The following is an 18,996-nucleotide window of genomic DNA, read 5'->3' as shown; positions in this document are numbered from 1 at the left end:
GGACAGCTCCGTACAAGCAAGGGATCGATAAGGATAGGGGGCCAGGATGTCTGGAACAATCATGCTATCCTGAAAAATATCGGTTATTGTCCTGAACTGGATGTTTTCTGGAATTATCTGAGCGGCAGAAAATTCGTGACCAGTTTTATGCGTATTCATGGTTTTCCGGCGGATGAGGCGGGAGAAAGAGCTCAAAAAGCCATTAGACAAATGGGGATGGAAAAGGCGCAGGACAAGAAGATCGGTAGTTACAGCAGGGGGATGAGGCAGAGGATCAAAATGGCTCAGGCAATCGCGCATGATCCGGATATCCTTCTTCTGGATGAGCCTCTTAACGGAATGGATCCGTTGGGACGTCATGCCACAATGGATTTGATCAGAAAATTTGGAGATGAGGGTAAGACTGTAATTGTTTCAAGCCATGTACTGCATGAAGTGGAGGAGATGACGGAAAAGATCCTGCTCATCAACCACGGCAGTCTCCTGGCCGAAGGAAATATCTACGAGATAAGAAGACTTATCGATACGCATCCCCTGCAAGTCTCCATTCGTTGTGACAAGGTCAATGTCCTTACTTCCAGGCTTCTCGAGTATGATGACATCAGGAGCGTGCATTTTGACAGGGAAAGAAATCAGTTAACCGTGGAAACGGTAACCCCGGATGATTTCCATACAAGACTTCCTTCTATTGCACTTGATAATGGGGTGACCATTTATTCACTGTGGTCCCCTGATGAGAATCTCGAAGCGGTATTTGATTATCTGGTGAGGTAAAGCAATGGCATATCTTCTGGTATTTTTCCTCAGGGACGGTATTCACAGCAGGCGTACGTTATGGATATCGATCATCGGGATGGTTCCCGTCGCCTGTGCTGTATTATTATTGCTGGCAAGCTCCATTATGGAAGTTAAGCCCCATCAGATATATCCACAATTCAGTTATCTTATGTTTCTGCATTTCCTTCTTCCATTGACCGCTGTCTTTATTGGAACAGCTATCATCGGAGATGAAGTGGAAGAAAAGACATTGCCTTTTCTTCTCACAAGGCCCGTGCCTCGCTGGAGCATAGTTGCCATCAAAGCTCTCGCTGGAATTATCACAATTGGTCTTGTAATCCTGGTTTCCTTTACTCTGACTTATCTTGTTATGATGTCGGGAGCAGGTTCAGCAAGCTTTCTTCGAGGGTTGCCTGGTTTTTTCAGAAGCTCGGCAGCGCTCATGCTGGGACTTGCCGTCTATGTCCCACTCTTTGGATTTATTGGAGGAATATTAAAAAAGCCGGTTCTTGTCGGCCTATTGTTTACTTTCGGATGGGAAAGCTCGATAGCCTTCTTCCCCGGTAACGCCAGATTGCTCACTGTTGTCCACTATCTCCACTCTCTGTTTCCAGCTATCAGACAGGTAACACCGGATGATATTGGCCGTACTCTCTTTGGACTTGTACTTTCCGCAAACAAGACTCCATTTATTCTTTCCGTGTTTGTTCTTGCAGCTCTTTCAGTACTCTTCACCGGGCTGATGATCATGATCCTTTACTTCAAAGAATATCGGCTTGATGATTGAGGCCATTCTTGTCAGCCGAGTGATCTCTTCGAAATAAAATATACATAAACGAAAAATATCATGGAGGGCTATCGGTCGACGATTATCATTAATGTCGTGAAAACGCCACTCATCTGCTTCTGCGAACTATTGATTTTGAGTAGTTACGCAGATCGTCGAGTTTAACATAAATTGTTGGAAGAATCAGGAGTGTGACGAGAGTGGAAAAGGTGAGTCCTCCGACTATTGCTCTGGCCATGGGGAAGTAGGGAGGGCCGTCCCCACCGATCAGTGTAGTGCCGATGCACAATGGGACGAGGCTGAGAATAGTTGTTCCAGCGGTCATCAGGATCGGTCTCAGGCGGTCTCTTCCCGCCTGCATTATGGCTTCGCGTCTTTCAAGTCCACGGACTCGAAGTTGATTGATGTGATCGACCAGGACGATCCCGTTGTTAACGACAACCCCGATGAGTATCAGTATTCCGATCATACCCATCAGCGTCATATCCGTTCCTGTGATGAGGAAAAACCAGTAGACTCCGACTATAGCGAAGAGGATCTGTGTCCAGATGGTAGAAGGGAAGATCAACGATTCGAACAGAGCGGCCATGACAAAGTATATCAGGGCGAGTGCAAGAAGAAGGTTCACCAGCATAGTGTTGAAGGCTTCCTCTTCATGACGGAAGTTCTGCCCGTAATTCCATTGATATCCTGATGGAAAGTCATAGTTGTCAAGGACCTGTTTGATCTTCTCGCGAGCTTCATTTGTCTTTATACCTTTAAGGTTCGCGGTGATTCCGATCGCAGTAATCCGGTTTTCGCGACGGATGTTTCTCGGTCCACGCCTGACTCTGAAGTCGGCGAGTGAGGCCAGAGATATTGACTGTCCAGCTTCGTTTATCACGGGAACGTTTTGAAGCTGATCGAGAGATTGTCTATCCAGGTTCTGGAATTCAAGTCTCATTTCCACTTCGCCCTGTTCATCTCTGAAATGACGGAGATTTATCCCACGCATGGCCGCGGAGACGACATTGGCGATTTCTGCAGTCGAGAAGCCATATTGTCTTGCTCTGTCGCGGTTGACAACGACGTGTACTTCCTTGTCACCTGTCTCAGCTTGAGACCGGACATCGGTAAACCCTTCGATCTTTGACAGTGTCCATGCTACATCACGCGAGAGGCTCACCAGATATTCGCTCGATTTTCCGATCAGCTGTATCCTGATAGATTCGCTTCCGCCTCCAGGAGCCTGCCATTCGAAAGACGGGTTAGCGATTGCGAGCTTCGGAAGGTCCTTCCTGATAAGTTCCTGGATAGTTTCTATCGATTTTTTAGCTTTTTTCCCCTTGGTAAGAAGAATTGTAGATGTTGCGTAATTACCCTGATAATATGTATAGACAGACTCTATTTCAAATTCTTCCTGACGGGAAAACAGAAAATCCTCATATTTGTCCACTGCTTTTTCGACTTTTTCAACGGTATAGCTACCGTTTATATGATAGTGAAGGCGAAATCTTCTGTCATCCTGGCTATCGAACATCTCCATCGGGACGAATTTCATCGGTATCGCAACACTGAGTAGAGTCAGAATGATTATACCGGTAGTGGCCTTCGGATGTTTCATCGTCCATTCGAGCACTATGGAGTATCTGTCAATAAGGCGGTCTATGACCGTTCGCTTTTTCGATGGAGCGGAGGGTCTGATCCTTGATGCAAGAAGGGGGACTATAGTCTGGGCGAGGACGAGAGATACTCCAAGAGCGATACATATGGTCAACCCGACATGTTTCAGGTAGACAGAGACATCATCGTTGGGGCTGACGATGTTTGGCAGAAATACGATGGCTGTCGTCAATGTGCCTGCGGTTATAGCTAAAGACACTTCCTTTACACCGACTCTTATAGCCTTCAGCTTCTCCATTCCATTCGTCTGATGTCTGTGAATCGATTCGGTGACTACTACCGCATTATCTACAAGCATACCAACGGCAAGCATCAGCCCCATCATAGTCAGGATGTTAAGAGTGATTCCCGTAAAGAACATCAAGGCAAGGGTAATAAGGAGCGAAAGGGGGACCGCGAGCGCTACCATGAATGTCGACGACAAGGATCGGAGAAAAAAGAACAGGACGATTATCGCGAGGCATCCGCCGAGGACCCCCGATTTGAGGACTTCATTGAGAGAACTTTCTACGCCCTCGGCAGCGTTTTCCATGAAGTAGAGACTGATCCCTTCCATTTCCGGCAGGGCCTTGATTTTCTCGATCTCGGCTATAGCCCTGTCAGCGACCTCTACGAGATTCGCTCCCGATTCCTTGAAGATATCAAGTCCTATAGCATATTTTTTATTCAGGTGACGGCCGTACGTAAGCCTGGGATGGTCATATGTGATCGTTGCGATGTCACGGAGATGAATGTTGTTCTGGTTGACGGTAATATCGCCGATTTCTTCAACCGATTCAAATTCACCCAGAGGCCGCACAACGTATCGCTGGTTGTTATCAGTGATCTTGCCGGCGGTAACAAGGAAGTTTGCCCTTCTGAGTGTCGCTGTAAGGCGGTTAATATCTATCCCGTGTTGAATGATCCTGTCCGCCAGAAGCTGTATTCTAATTTCTTTCTTTTCGACTCCATACAGATCCACTTTGGATATTCCCTCAAGTCTCTCGATCCTCTTTTTTATATTTCTTTCCAGCATGTCATAGGAGTTCGACAGGTCCCTGTTGCTCGATAAACGCAGCTGCATGATCTCCATGTCGGAGGTGGACCATTTTCTGACAAAAAACCGTTCAAGATCATCAGGGAAAAGGTGGCGTATTCCGTCGAGTTTTTCTTTCGCTTCAAGAGCTTTGATGTTTGTATTGACTCCCCAGTCGAAATTTAATCTGACCCAGCATCCATTCTCCCAGGAGTTGGACTCCATTCGCTTTATTCCGCTTATGGTAGCCAGCACTTCTTCAGCCAGCTTGGTTATCTGTCTTTCGATCTCCTCTGGAGTAGAGCCGGGGTAGGGAATCTCGATAAATATGAAGGGAGCGTCAAGATCTGGAAAATACTCTTTTGGAAGCAGGCGGGAGGCTATAATCCCGATAACAATGAAACAAACGAAAATCATCATGATCGATACGGGTCGTTTTAATGAGAATTCCGTAAGGTTCATATTGCTGGACTTTCCTGCCTGCTCGACTCATCTGAAGTAGATGAGAGGATACTTGTACAAATCACTTTTTTCTGTCGAATATCGAATATACTACAGGGATCACTATCAACGTGAGAGCTGTCGAGACCGTCAAACCACCTATGACGGTGATCGCCATCGGGGCTCTTACCTCGGCTCCTTTTCCAAGACCCATCGCAAGCGGAAGAAGTCCCAGTGTGGTCGTAAGTGTCGTCATAAGGATCGGTCTCAACCTGGTCCGTCCGCCTTGCTTTATTGCCTCGAGTTTTTCCATTCCCTGTTCTCTTAATTTATTTATGAGGTCTATAAGAACGATTGCATTATTGACCACGATGCCAGCGAGAAGTATCAGGCCGATGAATACGACGACGCTGATAGTCGATGACGTGATCCATAGCCCGAATACCGCGCCAATAAGTGCCAGGGGTATAGTGAAAAGTATCACGAATGGGTGAAGGAATGATTCGAACTGGGATGCCATGACCAGATAGACAAGAAATATCGCAAGAACAAGAGCGAACTGCAGGGATTTGAATGATGTGGTCATCTCCCTGTTTTGTCCGGAAAGACTGGCGTTGAACCCGGCAGGCATCGGAATGCGGTTGATGATGGTGTTGATCTCTTCTGCCGCCGTTCCAAGGTCTCCGTAGTTGAGGTTCGCCGTAACGATGGCTACACGTTCCTGGTCTATTCTCCGGATTTCTCCAGGTCCGGTATCGATGATCACATCAGCGACAGCTTCAAGAGTCACAGGTTTTTCGCTTTCGGGATTGATGACCAGTTTTCGAATCTTGTCGATCGAATTCCTGTCAGTCTCTCTGGCACGGACAAGCACATCGATTCGTCGATCCCGCCAGGAATACCTTGTAGCGACATCTCCTCTGATCTTGCTTACAACACGATCGGCGATCTGATAGACCGCAAACCCGAGGGATGCCGCACGTTCTCTGTTAAATTTGATCTGAATCTCCGGATGTCCGCTCTGTATAGTCGATTTGACATCGGCAAATCGGGGGGACGAATCCAGACCAGAGACAATCTCTTTGCTGATACGGTTAAGGTGACGCAGCTCGTACCCGGATATTTCTATTTCCACCGGGGTCCTGAAGGTGAAAAGAGTAGGACGGGAAAATTTGTACTGGAGGTCCGGAATTCTCCTAAGATCTTTACGCAGGCGGTTCATGACCCTGTCTTCATCTGCCTTTTTGGTGTTTTGATCAAGAACCACACTCAATTCTCCCCAGTTCTCTCCACCCTGCTCAGGGTTGGCATCCATGCGGTTACCTGAGCCAGACACTGAAAAAGTGGTCCTGCCACCATCGATGTCTGAAGCTACGCTCTGTACTCCAGCCAGTTTTGCCGCTGTCACTTCCAGAGGAGTACCTGGAGGAAGCCTGAATTCGACGCTGAATTCTCCCTGTGAAAGCTGTGGGATGAGTTCGACGCCAAGAGAGGGAATCAGCATCAATGAAAGTCCGAACATGATCAGCGCGATGAAGATAATCCGGCCTTTGTGTGAAAGTGACCAATCAAGGAATCCGTAATATTTGTCTTCGAGTGAGTTGTAGGAACTCTGAAAGATTTTCAGAAGAGGACGAAGAACAAACATTATAAGGCTGGCGAACCAGCCGATCACCTTTCTGCCTGCCTTTAAAATCGATGCTGGAACAGTGAAGAAAATGAAGATAAAGATCTTTCTGAAGAATCTTCCGAAACGAGTCCTGGGTTCTTTCCGCTGAGTCTCCGGGATGATCTCAGCTTTTCTCCCTTGAAGTGACGCCAGCATGGGTATCAGCGTAAGCGCGACGACGAGAGAAGCGAGCAGAGAGAAAGTCACGGTCAATGCCTGGTCGCGGAAGAGTTGGCCTGAAATCCCCTTAACGAAAACGAGGGGGAGGAATACAGCGACAGTAGTAAGAGTAGATGCCGTGACCGCCATACCGACTTCGCTGGCACCGTCTTTTGCAGCATCAAGGACCGACTTCCCCTTTTCCCTGTGGCGGGCTATGTTTTCGAGGACAACGATAGAGTTGTCAAGAAGCATTCCTACTCCCAGGGCGATACCGCCGAGGGACATTATATTCAACGTTAGATTGGAGCCGTACATCAGGTTGAAAGTGGCTATCACCGAGACGGGTATGGACATCGATATGATTACGGTCGCCCAGAAACTCTGAAGGAAAAAATACAATATGATAACTGCTAGAAGGCCCCCGATGATGGCCGCCTGGATAACCTCGTTAACAGCCTGTGTGATAAACGTGGACTGGTCATACACGCTGACAAGTTCATAATCTTCGGGAAGAATATCACGGACCCTCGCAAGTTTCCGTTCCACAGCTTTGGCGACAGCTACAGTATTGGCGTCACCTTCCTTGTAGAGCGCGATCTCCACTGCTTCGACTTTGTCCAGTCTGGTGATCGCTTCACGTTCTTTATATCCATGTTTTACAATAGCAACATCACGAAGGTATGTAGGTTTCCCATCCTTGGTGGATATTATGATATCCTGAATCTCCTCGATGGACTGAAACTGGTTGAGTGTACGGACGAGGTATTGCTGAGTCCCTTCCTCAAGGCGCCCTCCTGACAGGTTTACGTTTTCAGAACCTATCTGTCTGGCCAGTTGTTCGATCGGAAGGTCCAGCTGGGCGAGGCGAGCCTGGTCGACCAGGATCTGAATCTCGTCTTCAAGGCCACCGCTGACCTTTACTGCGGCTACTCCCAGTGCCGCCTCCAGTTCCATCTTGATCTCCTCTTCCGCGAATCGGCGCAGGAACTTGAGTTCTTCCTCGTTGAATGACTCTTTCCTGGCTGTCTGTTCTGCGCTTTTTTCTTCAATCGGTTCAACGGAATCCGGTTTTTTACTGAAACCGAATCTCAGGATGGGGTCCAGAGAGGGATCAAAACGCAGGATGCTTGGTCTTTGAACATCCAGAGGTAATTCAAGCGCATCGAGTTTTTCCCGGACATCGAGTCCGGCGAAATCCATGTCTGTACCCCATTCAAATTCCAGGATGACATCGGATTGTCCAGATCTGGAGATAGAACTCACTCTGATAACGCTTTTTACTACACCGAGAGCCTCTTCGACCGGTTTTGAGATAAGGTTCTCGATCTCGGCAGGAGCGGCACCCGGATATTCAGTTCTTACCGTAAGGGTCGGATAGGTCAATTCCGGAAGAAGATTTATTTTTAACCTGAGAAAAGAAACGAAGCCGAACAATATTACGGCGATCGTAAACATAGCTATAGTCACGCGTCTACTGATAGAGATTTCAATGATTTTCATAATTTTTCCGTTATTGTTTTACGATTTCGACTCTCGTGCTATCCCTAAGGCTACCCTTGCCGGTGGTGACGATCACGTCTTCATGCGCGAGCCCCTCGAGAACCTCTACATGAGTAGTGTTAATATATCCCAGCGATATGTTGCGCCGATAGGCGACGCTATCCTGGACTACGTAGACCGCTGATTCCCGATCTTCAGAGATAATAGCGTCTTTCGGGATTTTCAGAGCATTGGTATGGACATCGTATATGATCTTGATTCGGGCGAACATACCGGGTCTCAGCCTTCCCAGAGAATCGCTGGTCTCTACCGTCACTTTTACTGTTCCGGTCGCGGGGTCGACGATCGGACTTATCCTTTCGATATGTCCGTCGATCTCCTTGTTTTCAATGGCATCAACACTCAGTCTTGCAAGAAGTCCGGTCCTCAGTTTCGCCAATTGTCTCTCGGGAACGTGGAGTACCGCGATAAGAGGATCAAAGCCCGAAACTTTAAATGTGGGCTGGTTCTGCAGGATCATATTTCCTTTTTTGATCAACCGGATCGATACGATACCGCTGATCGGAGTCCTGATCTCGGTATAGTCGAGGTTGAGCTTTGCCATGTCGTATAATGCTTTCTGTTGTTCATATTCATATTTTGCCTGTTGGAAGATCTCAGTACTGATAAGGTTCTTCTTGTGAAGGTCTTTGTTCCGTTTGAAATTACTTTCCATTTTCCTCAGGTTCGCATCGGCCTGTTTCAGCTGGACTGAGATCATTTCATCGTCGAGTTTGGCCAGTATCTGACCGACTTTTACAAATTCACCCTCCTCGACCATGATCTTTTCAACGGTTCCGCTGACTTTTGCCACGACTTCGGTCTCTTCTTCCGCCTCGATCGTAGCTGTTCCTGTGAAGTAAGCGGCAATATCTCCGATGCTGACCATATCGACCTCTACCGGCACAACCAGCTTGTCTTCTTCCTTCGCGGGTTCTGAATGGCTGTTTCCACCGCAGCTTCCTGTGATCGACATGATACCAAGGGCCATGAGGATAATTAAGAGACCGATAAACCTGTTCATTTCCTTCTCCTTATATCGAACTACCAATCAGGGCTTAGATAGAATACGGAAATAGGGGGGGAAGGTTTCAAATTGAAAGAATGATACACGGATTATTTCGGGCTGCTTCCGTTTGTATCCAGATGAACGATACTATTCAGGATCCCGCTAAACATAAATTGAGAGGTAAAGATTCAGAAGCGAAGAGACAGGCAACTCAATCCACCATCCATCTTCATGAACTCCGACATTTCGAGTATCAAGATATCAAGCCCCGCCTTTGCGATACTTTTCGATGTTTTCGGAAACCCTGCAGGAACAAGAACGGTACCATTCACCAGAAGGGAGTTTGCCGCATAGTATTCTCCATCGGACACGGTTATCATCCTGTATTTATTGAGAAATGGCAGGTCCGCGAATCTTTCATCCACTATCATAGTACCATCACCCAGATAATTGACAGCCGATTTGAGATGAAGACAGCCATCTACCTTGACAGAATGGCATTCATATCCATGAGTCCCGAGTATATCAGATAATTGTGATGCGCCTTCAGCATTGGTCCTGTCAGACAGTCCGATGTAGAAGATGTCATCCGCCTGAAGGACGTCGCCACCATCGATACGTCCGTCAGGAAGGATCCGTTCTACAGGTATGAATCTTTCAAGAACAGGAGATATATTTTCTGCTTCACGGAGCCTTGAATCCGCACCTGGGCGCGTGATCACAGCTACTTCAGGTGTCACAACCGCTGTATCTTCTACAAATGTCGAATCGGGATGATCGATGTCCGGATCGAGAGCCAGCACTTCGAGTCCCAGATCGACAAGAGCATTCTGGTAGGCGATATGCTGGTTGAGAGCGAGTTTCAGGTCGGGGGTTCCCAAGCCGGAAAGGGTCAGCCCATTACGGAACTCTTTACAGGGTCTTCTTGTAATCGCCCTGGTGAATGATTGAGCCATTGCATCTTCCTGTTTGTAAATGTTCAGCCAATGTTTCCAGAGTGCTGCTTCTTATGTACTGATCGGCATATTTTACAATAGCCAGTGGCAGGTTGCAATCCTGTTATCAGGTTCGACTTCGTAAAACACTCCCTGTGGATTCTTTCATGTCTCCGGGATATACGTATATCTTAAGTTGGATTTATGACTTTGCAGGACATGTCGGTCTATGTTAATTTGTCGTGAAGAAGGCAGTTAATCAATAGTCTATGGTTTGAATAAGGAGAATACTGAGAGATGAAAGTCCTTATTGTCGGAGGGGGAGGAAGAGAGCATACACTTGTATGGAAGCTCGCACAATCCGAGAAAGTTGACAAGATATTCGCCGCTCCCGGTAACGCCGGAATCGCTGAGATGGCAGAATGTGTCGATATTGCTGCTGACGACAGGAAAGCCCTGCTTACCTTCGCGATCGAGAAAAAGATCGATCTTACTGTTGTCGGTCCTGAAGCGCCACTGGTGTCAGGGATCGTAGATCTTTTCAATGAGAACGACTTGAGGATATTCGGATTTGATTCGCGTGGAGCACTTCTGGAAGGAAGCAAGGTCTGGGCGAAGGAATTCATGAGAAAGTACAAGATTCCAACAGGAAATTTCGCAGCATTCGACGATTATTGCTCCGCTCAGAATGCGTTGGATATCGCTTCGCCTCCCTATGTGATCAAAGCTGATGGCCTTGCTGCAGGGAAAGGCGTGATCATTTGCGAGACGAGGGAAGAGGCCAGAAAAACTATTGATAGTATGATGAAAGAAAAAGCTTTTGGTGAAGCAGGAACCCGGATCGTGATCGAGGAATATCTCGAAGGGCCAGAATTATCTATTCTGGCGATTTTCGATGGAAAGGATTACCGACTTTTTGTCCCGTCACAGGATCACAAAAGGGCCTTCGAAAACGACAAGGGGCCGAATACAGGCGGAATGGGCGCCTATGCGCCGGTCCCCCTACTTGACCATGACCTGAGTGAGAAAATCAGGATTGAGATCATCGAGCCGACACTGAACGGGATTCAGACTGAAGAGGTCACTGGTGCGGGTGTTATTTATTTTGGTCTCATGATCACTGGCGATGGGCCAAAAGTGCTTGAGTACAATTGCAGATTCGGTGATCCGGAGACACAGGTAATACTTCCGCTCTTCAAGGGGGATTTGTTTGAAGTGCTCTATGAGGCTACTAACAAAAATCTTGAGAGTGTCGATTTCGAGAACAGCGAAGATGCCTGCGTCTGTATTGTGATGGCTTCCGGTGGATATCCAGGTTCATATGAAAAGGGATTTCCAATATCCGGGTTGGAGGATGCGGATGACCAGGGTTCCATAGTGTTTCACGCGGGGACCGCTAATAAAGGGAATGATCTGGTTACGAACGGAGGGAGGGTCCTTGGCGTAACAGCTGTTGCTCGATCACTCCATGAAGCGTTGGATAAAGCGTACAGGGGGGTCGATGCAATCGATTTCGAGGGCCGTTTCTATAGAAAGGATATCGGGCAGAAGGGTCTTCAGTCTTGACCGGATAAGATCAGTAATTATGATTTGAATTGAAAGGGGCATGAAGTGAACGACACTTTACAGGTAGCTGTCCTCATGGGGAGTGAGTCTGACAGGAAGATCATGGAAGCCTGTATGCAGCAGTTGGAAAAACTCGGAGTGAAGGGTGAACTGAAAGTATCATCAGCGCACAGGATGCCGGATGCCACTAAAGAGTATATTCTGGAAGCGGAAAAAAGAGGAGCACGGGTCTTCATAGCAGGGGCAGGGATGGCTGCTGCTTTACCTGGATTTGTCGCTTCCGTCACTACGCTTCCCGTGATCGGTGTGCCGATTCCCAGTGGATTGCCGGACGGGATGGACGCACTTCTCGCCATAGTCCAGATGCCTCCGGGAATACCTGTCGCAACGGTGGCAATCGGCAAGGCGGGAGCGAAGAATGCCGCGATTCTCGCGGCGGAGATCCTCGCAATAAATGACGAATCCATCAAGCAGGCCATAGGAAGACTTCGCGATTCATGGAAACAGTCCTGAGAGGGTATTACACACTCAAGAGAATCGAAAACATCGTATCGATGATCGAGTCAGGAGAGGTGGGTGTGCTTCCTACTGATACCATTTATGGGTTGCATTGCGATGCCCTTGACATAGATGCTGTGAAGAAGATAATCAGGATCAAGGGCAGGAATAAAAAAGCCGGATTGATTCTTCTGATGTCGAATATCGAGATGGTCGACAGATATATCTCGAACTGGCCCGGCGATTCGAAAAGAGTGTTGAGCCACATCTGGCCGGCAAGATTGACGGCACTACTCCCCGCAACGGACAAGATACTACCTGTGCTCAGACCCGGTATGACCATCGCCGTCAGGATACCTGCTGACGATGAATTGCGTAGTATAATATCGGCTGTCGGTTCTCCCCTTGTCTCTACGAGTGTGAACAGGAGTGGAATGCCTCCAATGAAGAGGATAGCTGATATCCATAGGACTTTTCCCGGGCTTGGTTGCTATATTTCCGCGAGGGGCAGATCAAGGACTGAACCCTCGACAATTGTGGATTTCAGAGGGGCTCAAGCTACGCTCGTCCGTTCAGGCGCTTTCCACTTCAGTGGAGAGGAAGGGAGAATAAATTGAAGATCACGATCCTTGCATCTGTGTTGTTTCTTCTTGCCAGTGTTCCAGGGATCGTACTGGGACAGGACGCGGTCTCCGAGATCCTGGAGATGCTTGACTATCAGGTAGTGAGCTGGAACAGCGGTAGCATCGATGGGTATATGAGTGGCTATTGGAAAAGTGATTCATTACGTTTTCATTCCGGCAAAAAGATACTTATGGGCTGGAGTACCGTAAAATCGATGTATGATGAGAAGTATTCCGGCGATCAGAGGGGAGAGTTGAGGTTCTCCGGTCTGCGTGTAGAGTTGTTATCAGGTGATTCCGCGTTTGTCTGTGGGCATTGGCATGTAGCTCTTGAGGCCGGTGACAGGGAAGGCCTGTTTACTCTTTTGATCAGAAGGAAGATTGATGGATGGAAGATCGTACACGATCATTCTTCCTGAGGAGATGGATCAGATGAAAGAATCTATGCAGGAATCAAATAGATCTTTAAAGGTGCGCTTTATGATAGCAGTTATGTTGCTGATGACCCTGGTAATTCTGCCACACGGTGAAGCGCAATCTGGCGAACGGGAGAAACCTGAGAACATAATACTATTCATAGGTGATGGTATGGGCATTTCCCATATAACAGCCGCAAGGACCATCCTTGGATCGTTGAACATCGAGCGGATGAAAGTCGTCGGTCTGCAGTCGACCATTCCATTTGGAGGCTATATCACTGATTCTGCTGCCTCTGGTACGGCTATAGCCACGGGAGAAAAGACTTATAACGGTGCGATCTCTGTGGATAGTGAAGGCAGTCCTCTGAAGACGGTCATGGAGTATGCTGAGGATGAGGGATGGTCGACGGGGCTTGTCGTTACTTGCGCGATCACGCACGCTACTCCGGCGGTATTCATTTCACATGTCAAATCGAGGAGTTTGTATGAGGATATAGCATGGCAGATTGCGGATAGTGGAGTGGATCTGATCTTTGGTGGCGGGTTGGCCTGGTTTCTTCCATCAAGCGATCCTGAAAGCAAACGAACCGATGAATATGATCCGTTGAATATTCTGGCAGCGAGGATGAATGTAGTTGTATCATCTGAGGAAATCCTGCAATTGCCCGATTCAGGGTCAGTTGCCGCATTCATTTCTCTGGAACACCCAGAGTGTCTCCCAGTGCGGGATATATCACTTTCCGAGATGACAAGGAAAGCTATTAATATCCTTTCCGCCGACGGGAGAAATTTCTTTTTGATGGTCGAAGGCTCTCAGATCGACTGGGCTGCACATGATCATGATTTTAGCAGTATGATGCTTGAGATGAAGGATTTTGATGAAGCAGTCGGAGTTGCTCTGGATTATTCCAGGGCAGATGGAGAAACGCTTGTAATAGTAACGGCCGACCATGAGACCGGTGGTTTTGCGGTTCACGACGGGAGTGTCGCTGACAGCACTGTTACCGAATGGGGTTGGACTACTGGAAGTCATACTGCATCGATGGTACCTCTTTTTGCTGATGGGCCTTTGGCGGAAGATTTTTCAGGAATATACGAAAACACCAGGATTGGAAAACTGCTGATCGGTCTTGTACGGTCGGATAAGAGTGCGCATGAATAGATCTGCCACTTCCTGTGTATGAGGGGTAGTTGCAATCCTGATCAGTGGAGGTCGTATTGAAAAAGACAACGGGAAAGAACGTTTCTGTATTCCTATTAGGTGTTTTGCTGGTTTTCTCATTGTTTTCAGGGGTTTCAGTGGAGGGAAGGACAGGGGAGAGCCTGCAGTATGATTTAAGCGGCGCCTGGGGGGGATATCTGGAATTGCAGGGAGCCAGACTGCGGATAATCTTCAACCTGACAAAGACCGGAGCGGGTACATACACAGCTACACTCGACAGCCCGGACCAGGGCGCAAAGGGCATTCCAGTTTCTTCAGTATTGATCGACGGGGACAGCATCCATATTGAGGTCGCGGTCGCGAATGGCCGGTTCAGTGCGTTCCATGATCACTCGAATTCAGTGCTTGACGGGACCTGGTTCCAGTCTGGAATGATTTTGCCTCTGGTACTTTCCAAAGACATCGATATGCCGTCGGATAAAAAGCCGCAGGATCCAGTCAGCCCCTATCCATACAGAGAGGAAGAGATCGTATTCAGGAACGAAGATGCCGGGATCGATCTGGCAGGGACCCTTACTATCCCAGAAAATAGCGGAGTCTTTCCAGCGGTGGTCTTGATCAGCGGCTCAGGACCGCAGGACAGAAATGAGGAAGTTCTGGGACACAGGCCCTTCCTAGTCATATCGGATCACCTCACACGGAAGGGTATAGCTGTCCTGAGATATGACGATCGAGGTGTCGGAGGTTCATCAGGAGATTTTTCAGCAGCTACTTCTGTCGATTTCGCGGGAGATGCCAGATCAGCCATCGAATACCTGAGATCGAGAGGTGAGATTGACAGATCTGCGATCGGGCTTGTCGGGCACAGTGAGGGTGGGTTGATCGCCCCCATGATCGCATCCCAGAAAACGAATGTCTCGTATATTATCCTTCTAGGAGGACCGGGGCTCAACGGCGGTGATATTCTTCTTCTTCAAAGCGAATTGATCTTTATGGCAAGCGGATTCGAACAGGATCTTGTCGACAGGCTGATGGAGCAGAAAAGACTGGAACATTCGATAATTCTTGGAGAGAATAATTCTGCTCTGGCAAAAGAAAAGATGATCGAGGCTTCATCTGCTTTCCTTTCCAGCTACACGCAGGATGAACTGGTGAAGATCGGGTACAAGCCGGGGATCATAGAGCAGCGAGCCGACATCTACCTGACGTCCTGGTTCAGATTTTTCATGTCCTATGATCCGGCACCTGCCATTTCGCGGCTCAGTTGTTCCGTTCTGGCACTGTGGGGGGAGAAGGATCTTCAGGTACCTCCGGTTGAGAATATAAGTGCGATCAGGAAAGCCCTTGAGGCCGGAGGTAATTCCGACTACCAGCTGAAAGTCTTTCCGGGACTCAACCATCTTTTCCAACATTGTGACAGCGGATCCCCTTCTGAATATGCCTCCATTGCTGAGACGTTTTCCCCTGAAGTGCTTGATTTTATCAGCTCATGGATATTGGAAAAGACAGGAGATACAAAACACTGATCGGTAGAACGGGCTAGCCAGTCTTCTCGTAATCAAAAAACATGAGTGGGAAATTGTTCGAGACTTGACATGTTTCAGCACCACGCTTATCATGTAAAGCACGCTTTACTTCTTTTGGGGGCTGTGAATTGGATACTAAAGTTGAAAACAGGATACGGAACTTCCGAAAGGAACATGGGCTGACCCAGGAGGAACTCGCTTCAGCTGTCGATGTTTCCAGGCAGACAATAATCTCTATAGAGAAGGGGAAGTATATTCCGAGCCTGCCTCTGGCCCTGAGGATAGCGAGATACTTCACCGTCAGTACCGATGACATTTTCAGGATCGAGGAGTGATGGCAATGCCGGACGAACGATTTCTCATGCATCAGTTGAAATCAATGAAGATTGCAATAAGAGTCGGTGCGGTTCTTCTGGGTGGACTTATATATTACAGGTATTTCACTACGCGACAATGGGACTGGCAGCTTATCCTTGTCATTGCTGTAATGGGAATAGTCAAGATGACAGCTCTTTTCTATTTTAAAAGGATGAATTGACTCGCCTACTGCCGTCCAGTCTTATACTCCTTGACGCAGCAGCCCGTAACGTGCTATATTACAACAAGTAAGACGTTCTAATAAAGGAGTGTCACGATGACGGGAAAATCAATTTTCAAAACGATTGTCGTCTGTCTGTCGGCAATATTTATTTTTTCAGGCCTGTCTTCAGCTGCCCGTGACGATGATATGTCCTCCATTGAGGAGGTCCAGAGGCGGATAGACCGGAACGGGTATGGATGGATAGCGGGAAAGACTTCCCTGTCGGAACTTACCGCAGAGGAATTCCTTTCAATGTGCAGAGCAAAAGTGCCGATAGAGCTCGAAAGAAGAATAAATTCACGACCTGCTACAGTTGATGACAGGCCATTTCTTATGGCTGCGCCATCGACCTGGGACTGGCGTGATTCAGGGATAGTCTCTTCAGTAAAAAACCAGGGAGGATGTGGCAGTTGCTGGGACTTCGCCGCTTTTGGCGCTCTTGAGGCAGTCATCCTGCAGAACGAGGCGATCGAGTACGATCTCTCGGAGCAGCAGGTGCTTTCATGCAGGACGCAGGGGTCGGGTTGTAATGGAGGGTGGTATTCATGGGCGTGGGAGTATATCAGTGAGTACGGAGCTGTTCTGGAGACCTGCATGCCGTACCAGGCGGATGACGATGTGCCCTGTACAGATGCTCTGTGTACAAAGGTGGCATCTGCTGGGGAATGGTACGATGTGCCGAATAATGTAGAATCCATCAAGCAGGCGGTCATGATTTCTCCTGTAGCGACTACGTTCACAGTATATGATGATTTTAGGGATTATATAGGCGGTTGCTATGAACACGCGGACGAAGAACCGATAAACCATGCTGTAGTGATCGTCGGATGGGACGATATGATGTGTGGAGGGGAAGGTGCCTGGCTGATAAAAAACAGCTGGGGTACTGGTTGGGGGCTGGACGGGTATTTCTGGATCAAGTATGGATCGTGCAGGGTCGGATACGCGACTCAGAGGATCACGTACAATCCCGGTGACAGGCTTGTGTATCATGGAATGGAGATAGATGACTCATTGGGAGATGGGGATGGGAGGCCCGATCCGGGCGAGACTGTCGTCCTGGAAGTGACTTTGTTCTGCGAGCCGGTTTCTTCTTCAAGGACCGGGGTCACAGTAATTTTACAGAGTCAGGATGATCTTGTTGAAATCATTCAACCTGCATCCGTTTATCCCGATTTCCAACCCGGTGATCAGTATGCGGGGATTACAGATTTCCAGCTCACTATAAGTGAATTCGCGGCTCCCGGTGCAATAGTAGAATTCCAGATCGATGTATCTGCCGATGGAGGAAGTTACACCGGCTCTGATACTTTTGAGGTCATGATCGGGGATATCCCGATTTTGCTTGTCGATGACGATGCCGGATCTAATTACGATGACTATTTCAGTACAGCCCTTTTGAATAACGGATATCTGTTTGACAAGTGGAGCGAGGATGATCTCGGGTATCCCTCCGTCGCTCTTATGAACAAATATTCAGCAATAGTCTGGCTGACTGGTATTTCAGGGGATATCGAGGCCGAAAACAGGACCTCGATATCCGGTTATCTTGAACTTGGCGGCAGGATGTTGATGTCTGGACAGGATATCGGCTGGCAGCTGAATAACGAGGGGTTTGTCGCAGAGATCGTTTTCTACAATGCATATATGCATGCTGACTATATACAGGATGATTCCGGGTTCAGGACTCTGACAGGAATATCGGGTGATCCGATCGGTGATGGGCTGTCATTTGGGATCGGCGGGGGTGATGGAAGCGGCAATCAGGATTGGCCAAGTGAGATCGAGCCAAGAACGGGTGCTTCGGGGATCCTCGAATACTCCGCTGGAACCGAGGCGGGGTTAAGATATGCGGGCTTTCACAGAATGGTATATCTCGCATTTGGTCTGGAAGCCATCAATACAAGCTCGGTGAGAGACACATTGATGGCCAGATCTCTCGAGTGGCTGGTCGACACCTGGCCCGACCTGGAACAACCATCTGTAGTGTTGGCTTATCCTGTCGGCGGGGAGGAACTCGAAGCTGATGATCTCTGCACTATAACCTGGACGGCTTCTGATAATATCGGAGTGACATCAATCGATATAATACGCTCTTTCGATGCTGGTGTCACCTATCCGGATACGGTGTCTCTGGGTGAACCGAATGATGGATCATTCGAATGGACCGTGCCTGACAGCGCCTCGACTGCCTCAAGGATAATGATTATTGCGAGAGACGATGCGGGATTGGCAATGTATGATGAATCAGGGGATTTTACTACGAGTTCCGTGACATCGGCAATTCCTGATATCGCTGGATTCATGCTCCGGCAGAATGTTCCGAATCCGTTTAATCCTGTGACGACAATAAGATTCGACGTTCCGTTCAAGTCGAATGTCAAGATATCAGTGTTTAATGTCAACGGACAACTGGTTAGAGACCTTGCAGACAAAGTCTTTGAAGCAGGGCGCAGGGAGATCGTCTGGGACGGCAGGGATATGACCGGTAGCATGTCTGCTTCCGGTGTCTATTTCTGCAGGATGTCTGCTGGAGATCAGATCCAGACAAGGAAAATGGTCTTATTGAGGTGATATGGATCCGGCTGGTGTCAACCGTTATTTAGTAAACGAGAGGAGGGCAGTT

The 18,996-nt window shown here is 48.2% G+C and carries 15 protein-coding genes; 11 read left to right on the top strand and 4 right to left on the bottom strand.

Annotation, left to right across the window (positions count from 1 at the left end):
- Both KOO63_00425 and KOO63_00420 read left to right on the top strand, forming a co-directional pair.
- Window positions 1–774 (top strand): ABC transporter ATP-binding protein (locus KOO63_00425; protein MBU8920301.1); only part of this gene is annotated, 774 nt, incomplete at its 5' end.
- Between the two features lie 4 nt (window positions 775–778).
- Entirely contained in the window at window positions 779–1,564 is a 786-nt protein-coding gene (locus tag KOO63_00420; GenBank protein ID MBU8920300.1) for an ABC transporter permease, read from the top strand.
- 109 nt (window positions 1,565–1,673) lie between these two features.
- Here the strand turns inward: KOO63_00420 and KOO63_00415 are convergent, their stop codons facing one another.
- From KOO63_00415 to KOO63_00400, 4 genes are all read right to left on the bottom strand, one after another.
- Window positions 1,674–4,703 (bottom strand): efflux RND transporter permease subunit, encoded by a 3,030-nt coding sequence (locus KOO63_00415; protein ID MBU8920299.1) that lies wholly within the window; start codon window positions 4,701–4,703, stop codon window positions 1,674–1,676.
- Between the two features lie 61 nt (window positions 4,704–4,764).
- On the bottom strand, window positions 4,765–8,013 hold the full coding sequence (locus tag KOO63_00410; GenBank protein MBU8920298.1) for an efflux RND transporter permease subunit: 3,249 nt from the start codon (window positions 8,011–8,013) through the stop codon (window positions 4,765–4,767).
- A 10-nt stretch (window positions 8,014–8,023) separates the two neighbouring features.
- Window positions 8,024–9,076, bottom strand: a complete 1,053-nt coding sequence (locus KOO63_00405; GenBank protein ID MBU8920297.1) for an efflux RND transporter periplasmic adaptor subunit — start codon at window positions 9,074–9,076, stop codon at window positions 8,024–8,026.
- A gap of 173 nt (window positions 9,077–9,249) precedes the next feature.
- On the bottom strand, window positions 9,250–10,017 hold the full coding sequence (locus KOO63_00400; GenBank protein ID MBU8920296.1) for a hypothetical protein: 768 nt from the start codon (window positions 10,015–10,017) through the stop codon (window positions 9,250–9,252).
- A 276-nt stretch (window positions 10,018–10,293) separates the two neighbouring features.
- On the opposite strand from KOO63_00400, the gene purD reads away from it, so the two are divergent.
- From purD to KOO63_00355, 9 genes are all read left to right on the top strand, one after another.
- Complete coding sequence (gene purD / locus KOO63_00395; GenBank protein ID MBU8920295.1) at window positions 10,294–11,562, top strand: phosphoribosylamine--glycine ligase; 1,269 nt, start codon at window positions 10,294–10,296, stop codon at window positions 11,560–11,562.
- Window positions 11,563–11,637: 75 nt separating this feature from the next.
- Window positions 11,638–12,075, top strand: coding sequence for a 5-(carboxyamino)imidazole ribonucleotide mutase (purE, locus tag KOO63_00390; GenBank protein MBU8920294.1), 438 nt, complete (start codon window positions 11,638–11,640; stop codon window positions 12,073–12,075).
- Window positions 12,060–12,677, top strand: a complete 618-nt coding sequence (locus KOO63_00385; protein ID MBU8920293.1) for a threonylcarbamoyl-AMP synthase — start codon at window positions 12,060–12,062, stop codon at window positions 12,675–12,677. Before purE ends, KOO63_00385 begins: the two co-directional genes overlap by 16 nt.
- Window positions 12,674–13,102, top strand: coding sequence for a nuclear transport factor 2 family protein (locus tag KOO63_00380; protein ID MBU8920292.1), 429 nt, complete (start codon window positions 12,674–12,676; stop codon window positions 13,100–13,102). The genes KOO63_00385 and KOO63_00380 overlap by 4 nt, the downstream gene beginning before the upstream one ends.
- Complete coding sequence (locus tag KOO63_00375; GenBank protein MBU8920291.1) at window positions 13,068–14,264, top strand: alkaline phosphatase; 1,197 nt, start codon at window positions 13,068–13,070, stop codon at window positions 14,262–14,264. The genes KOO63_00380 and KOO63_00375 overlap by 35 nt, the downstream gene beginning before the upstream one ends.
- A 56-nt stretch (window positions 14,265–14,320) precedes the next feature.
- Window positions 14,321–15,790 carry an alpha/beta fold hydrolase gene (locus tag KOO63_00370; GenBank protein ID MBU8920290.1) on the top strand — a complete coding sequence of 490 codons (1,470 nt, stop codon included), beginning with the start codon at window positions 14,321–14,323 and terminating at the stop codon, window positions 15,788–15,790.
- A gap of 128 nt (window positions 15,791–15,918) precedes the next feature.
- Window positions 15,919–16,125, top strand: coding sequence for a helix-turn-helix transcriptional regulator (locus KOO63_00365; GenBank protein MBU8920289.1), 207 nt, complete (start codon window positions 15,919–15,921; stop codon window positions 16,123–16,125).
- Between the two features lie 5 nt (window positions 16,126–16,130).
- Window positions 16,131–16,328: a hypothetical protein gene (locus KOO63_00360; GenBank protein MBU8920288.1), complete on the top strand. Its 198-nt coding sequence runs from the start codon at window positions 16,131–16,133 to the stop codon at window positions 16,326–16,328.
- 96 nt (window positions 16,329–16,424) lie between these two features.
- Window positions 16,425–18,944, top strand: a complete 2,520-nt coding sequence (locus KOO63_00355; GenBank protein MBU8920287.1) for a T9SS type A sorting domain-containing protein — start codon at window positions 16,425–16,427, stop codon at window positions 18,942–18,944.
- Window positions 18,945–18,996 lie beyond the last annotated feature (52 nt).

The organism is Candidatus Latescibacterota bacterium (genome assembly GCA_019038625.1).
Lineage (GTDB): Bacteria > Krumholzibacteriota > Krumholzibacteriia > Krumholzibacteriales > Krumholzibacteriaceae > JAGLYV01.
Note: the sequence above shows the minus strand (reverse complement) of the source record. Positions and strands in the feature narration are given on the sequence as shown.

What these genes read in the sequence shown, in the direction of transcription:
- KOO63_00400 (MBU8920296.1), bottom strand. Translation starts at nt 10,017, where the DNA reads ATGGCTCAATCATTCACCAGGGCGATTACAAGAAGACCCTGTAAAGAG.
- KOO63_00385 (MBU8920293.1), top strand. Translation starts at nt 12,060, where the DNA reads ATGGAAACAGTCCTGAGAGGGTATTACACACTCAAGAGAATCGAAAAC.
- KOO63_00375 (MBU8920291.1), top strand. Translation starts at nt 13,068, where the DNA reads ATGGATGGAAGATCGTACACGATCATTCTTCCTGAGGAGATGGATCAG.
- KOO63_00415 (MBU8920299.1), bottom strand. Translation starts at nt 4,703, where the DNA reads ATGAACCTTACGGAATTCTCATTAAAACGACCCGTATCGATCATGATG.
- purE (MBU8920294.1), top strand. Translation starts at nt 11,638, where the DNA reads ATGGGGAGTGAGTCTGACAGGAAGATCATGGAAGCCTGTATGCAGCAG.
- KOO63_00360 (MBU8920288.1), top strand. Translation starts at nt 16,131, where the DNA reads ATGCCGGACGAACGATTTCTCATGCATCAGTTGAAATCAATGAAGATT.
- purD (MBU8920295.1), top strand. Translation starts at nt 10,294, where the DNA reads ATGAAAGTCCTTATTGTCGGAGGGGGAGGAAGAGAGCATACACTTGTA.
- KOO63_00405 (MBU8920297.1), bottom strand. Translation starts at nt 9,076, where the DNA reads ATGAACAGGTTTATCGGTCTCTTAATTATCCTCATGGCCCTTGGTATC.
- KOO63_00420 (MBU8920300.1), top strand. Translation starts at nt 779, where the DNA reads ATGGCATATCTTCTGGTATTTTTCCTCAGGGACGGTATTCACAGCAGG.
- KOO63_00410 (MBU8920298.1), bottom strand. Translation starts at nt 8,013, where the DNA reads ATGAAAATCATTGAAATCTCTATCAGTAGACGCGTGACTATAGCTATG.
- KOO63_00355 (MBU8920287.1), top strand. Translation starts at nt 16,425, where the DNA reads ATGACGGGAAAATCAATTTTCAAAACGATTGTCGTCTGTCTGTCGGCA.